Source organism: Protofrankia sp. Cr1 (assembly GCF_963555865.1).
Lineage (GTDB): Bacteria > Actinomycetota > Actinomycetes > Frankiales > Frankiaceae > Protofrankia.
Genome location: NZ_CAUVXO010000438.1, coordinates 1 through 4,416 on the forward strand (window position 1 = coordinate 1; position 4,416 = coordinate 4,416).

The 4,416-nt window shown below is 69.9% G+C and carries 2 protein-coding genes and 1 pseudogene; 1 reads left to right on the plus strand and 2 read right to left on the minus strand.

The annotated features are described in order from the left end of the window. The first annotated feature begins 2,277 nt into the window (after positions 1-2,277). Entirely contained in the window at positions 2,278-2,346 is a 69-nt protein-coding gene (locus U9980_RS28730) for a hypothetical protein (RefSeq protein ID WP_416210364.1), read from the plus strand. 9 nt (positions 2,347-2,355) lie between these two features. On the opposite strand, the pseudogene U9980_RS23165 reads toward U9980_RS28730, so the two are convergent. Continuing rightward, positions 2,356-3,540, minus strand: a pseudogene (locus U9980_RS23165) (cytochrome P450); the annotation flags it as partial. Position 3,541: 1 nt separating this feature from the next. Beyond that, positions 3,542-4,416 (minus strand): FAD-dependent monooxygenase (locus tag U9980_RS23170; RefSeq protein ID WP_322769875.1); only part of this gene is annotated, 875 nt, incomplete at its 5' end.

Sequence of the window (4,416 nt, forward strand, 5' to 3'; positions counted from 1 at the left end):
GACCGTACGGACGTTAGGGATGCTGTTCTCGCTGGTGACGACGCGGCCGCTGGTGTGCGTGCTGGCACATCATTCGGGTCAGGACGCATTCCGGCTCGAGCGGTTGTTCCGCTTCTCGGAGGACCGGGAGGCCATGGTGCACCTGCCGTTGGGCCGACTGCCCGACGACGTGGCGGTGGCGGTGGTCTCCGACGTGCTCGGCGCCACGCCGGACGCTGCGCTGACCGCGGTGGTGGCCTGCGCGGAAGGCAACGCCGCAGCGCTGGTCCGGCTGGCCGGTTGGCTCGTGCGGGAGGGCCTGGTGCGCTGCGAGAACGGCGTTGCTCGCCTGACGCAGGAGATCACCGGCACGTCGCAGAGCACACCAGCGTCCGAGTGCGTGGACACGCTGGTCCGCTGCGCGTTCGATGCGCTGTCGCCGCAGACGCGCCAGGTGCTGGACGTGGCGGCTGTGCTGGGCCGGACGTTCGCTCCTGACGACGTGGCGGAGATGCTGCGGCAGCCGGTCGCGGTGCTGGCGCCCGCGCTTCGGGAAGCTCTCACAACCGATGTGCTGGACTGCGCGGCGGAGAAGATGCGGTTTCGTCACGACCTGGTCTGGCAATCGGTGTTGCGGAGCATTCCGGTGCCTGTCCGCGGCGCGTTGCACACTCAGGCGGCGAGGATGCTGCTCGCCCGAGGTGATTCCGTCATCGACTCGGCGGGACACCTGCTGCGCGGAGCGGTGCGAGGCGACACGGCGACGGTGGAGGTGCTGCGTGCGGCTGCGGAGCAGACACTGCGGTCGTCGCCGCGTGCGGCGGCGGAACTGGCGGTGCGCGCTCTGGAGCTGATGGCGGGCGACAGTGAGGAGTGGCTGCCGCTTACCATGATCGCGGTGGAGGCCTGCGCCAGGGGTGGACCGTTGTCCACGGCGGTAGAGCTGGCCAGCGGGGCGATCGCCCGGGACGTGCCACCGACGGCGGCCGCAATGCTGCGATATTGGCTTTCCACCGCGTTGACCCTGCAGGACCGGCCCGCGGATGCGGCGGAGGTGGCTGCCGGGCTGTTCAGCGGTCCCGGCGCTCCCGGCGACCTGTCGCGGCGGCTGCTGCTCAATCGTTCGATGGCGGTGACCGTGCGGGGTGTGCCGCCCACCGCGCCACCGGACGCCGACCAGGTGATCATGCCGGCGTCCGGCCCGATGGCGGCCTGGCAAGCAGGTATGGTCACCGCCGCGCTGCGGATGTCGCGTGACGCGGTGCTAGCCGAGGAGGTGCGATTACCGGTGACGTGGCTCGGTCATCCACGACTGGCTCATGCGGCGATCCTGACCGGACTGCGGGATATCGAGGGTGCGCGGGCGGCGGTCGCAGCCGTCGAGCAGGACGTCGACTACACGCTGAGCGCGTTGCCCACGCTCATGCGTGCCAGGCTCGACCTCGCCATCGGGCGGTCGGCGAGCGCCGTGGCCGAGGCGACCGAGTGTCTCGCGTTGGCCAGGGAGACCGGGGTGCGACTGCACCTGCCCGCGGCGCTGGCGGTGTTGACCACGGTGGCGTTGCGGCGGGGTGATCGGGTGGTGGACGTGTCGGGAGACGCACTGGTGCAGTGGGCCGCCGCAGAAGTGGCCGGAACGCGGGCGGTGGCGCTGGAATGGGCGCAGGCACAGTCGGCGCTCGCGCAGGAGGACTACCACGGTTGCCTGCGGGTGCTCGAATGGATCAGTCGTGACGACGACAGCTGCGGGGCACTGTTCGTCGAGGAACCGGCCGCCGCAGCGTGGATCGTGCGGACCGCGCTGGCGATGGGCAGACGTGACTGGGCCGTGCGGGCGGCGGCCACGGCGGACCGGCTCGCGCAGGACGATCCGGACGTCGCGTCGGTGGTGGTGGCAGCAGCACACGCGCGGGGTCTGCTGCACGATGACGTCGAGGCCTTGGCGCAGGCCGCCGAGGGGCATGAGGATCTCTGGGCGCGTGCGTCGGCCGCTGAGGATCTGGGCGCAGCTCTGCTCATAGTGGACCGGGAAGCCGCGGTGCAGAGGCTGGAGGATGCGGTCGCGCTGTATGTGTCGGTCGAGGCGGAGCGCGACGCCGCGCGCGGACGCCGCCGGCTTCGGGCGCTCGGCGTCGTCAAACGGCACTGGCAGCGCCGTGATGCGCTCAAGACGGGCATCGCCAGCCTGACCGAGACGGAGCAGACAGTCGTGTCCCTGGTCGCCGAGGGCCTGACCAATCGTCAGGTCGCGAGCCGGATGTTCATTCACGTCACACCGTCGCGTTTCACCTGCGCAAGGTGTTTCGCAAGCTCGACATCAACTCCCGGGTCCAGCTGGCCCACCACATCCAGTTCGGCACCGACTGATCCGGCGGTCAACAACAGCTGGACCGGGCCGTGGAAAACCATGTCGTCACCGTAACGGACGCCGCTCACCGTGCGGCCGGGAACGAGGTCGAGCAGCGCAGACAGGGCGATCTCCGCTTCGGCTCGCGCGAGCTGGGCGCCGAGGCAGTAGTGGATGCCCAGACCAAAGCCGCAGTGGCGGGCGGTGTCCCGGTACAGCCGCAGCTCATCGGGGTCTGGAAACCGGTCGGGATCACGGTTGGCGGACCCGAGCACGAGCGTGACCTTGTCACCGCTGCGAATCTCCCGGCCACCCAGCAGCGCTGCGCTGGTGGCCCAGCGGGTCACCATCTGCACGGGTGGGTCGTAGCGAATCAGTTCCTCCACCGCAGCGGGCATCAAGCCTGGATCGGCCCGCAGTCGGGCGAGCAGTTCCGGATGGGCGATCAGGGCGAGCACCGCTTTGCCGAGCAGGTTCGTCGTGGTCTCGTGCCCGGCTGTGAGCAGGTGCACGCAGGTTGCGGTGATCTCATCAGCGGTCAGTCCATCCGCGTGTGTCAACAGCGAGATCAGGTCGGATCGCGGCTGCTTGCGGCGGCGCACCTCCTCCCCGAAGTACTCGGTGAGCTCGCCCGCGGCGGTCTCAGCCTTGGCGAAAGCGTCAACGTTGCGTGCTGAACGCGCGGAGCTGGCCTGCTGCAACCACTCGGCGCGTTCGCGGAACCAGTTGCGCAGGCTCGCCGGCACCCCGAGCAGCTCGGAGATGACCAGGATGGGCAGCGGTGCCGCGAAGTCCTTCACCAGGTCCACCTCACGCCGATCACTCACGTCCCGCAGCAGATCGTGGGCGATCTCGGCAACACGTGGACGCAGGTCGGCCACGACCTTCGGGGAGAACTCGGCGGCGAGTAGGTGACGCAGCCGCGTGTGCCGGGGCGGGTCCAGGAAGACCAGCCAGTTCTCCACACTCCGGCGCAGCGCGTCGGTGCGAGCAGGGTCGGTGCGAGCAGGGTCGGTGCGAGCAGGAAGGTGCGCGGGCACATTACGGCCGAAGTCCCTGCTGGACAACGTCTGCGCGACATGGTCGTAGCCGAAGACGTACCAGGTGCCCGGCGCGGCCTGGTGCACCGGGTCCGCCACGCGGTAGCGCCGGTAGATCGGGTACGGGTTCGCGACGTCCTCGGCCGACCAGCCCTGAACGGAGAAGGGCGTCATGTCACACCGCCCCGCGCACGACGTCGGCCAACTCATCCGGCGCGGACGGGAGTTCCGCGCCACGCCATGCCACGTGCCCATCGGGACGGACCAGCACGAACGGGAACCGGTAGAGCCGGGCGATCTCCTGGTCGTCGCACAGGGTGGTCCGCAGCGGGACCCTGCGGTCGCCGAATGCGCGCTGGAACCCGTCGAGCCGGTCGGACTGCGCGAAGCGGAGCAACGTGTACCCGCGACCGAACAGGTCCAGTGTGGACACCCCAGGGCGTATCCAGGCGTGCGCGGCGCGGCTGCCGGGATCGCTGCCCGGCCGCCAGTCCGGCGTGAGCCCGCCGGGGCCGTCCGACACCACGATCGGCGACCGGTAATGGAATCCGAAGTGGACGTCCGGTGCGTCGAACTCGCGGTGCGCACCGCTACTGGCCAGCCGTTCGGCCATCGCAGCCCGCGCGCGCATGCCCGCGGGCGTGTTGTGGCCCAGGTCGGACGGGATGTCCCGGTCCGTGGTGCGCTTCAAATTCGTGTTGGCCGCGTCGAGGCTGTCCAGCGCCACCGGGCGCCGTTCGGTGTCATAGGTGTCCAGCAGCCGCGAACCGGCCCAGCCGTCGAGTTCGGCCGCAAGTTTCCAACCGAGGTCGACGGCATCGCCGATGCCGGTGTTCATGCCGAATCCACCGGACGGCGACAGGGTGTGGGCCGCGTCGCCCGCGAGGAACGCACGTCCCGACCGGTACTGATCGGCGACACAGTGGGTCAGGTGCCATACGCCGTCGGACAGCAGCTCCACCGGGGTCTCGAACGCGACGGCGTCCCGCACTATCGACATCGCATTCTCGCCCGTATTGCCCGTATTGCCGGTATCGGCGGTATCGGCGG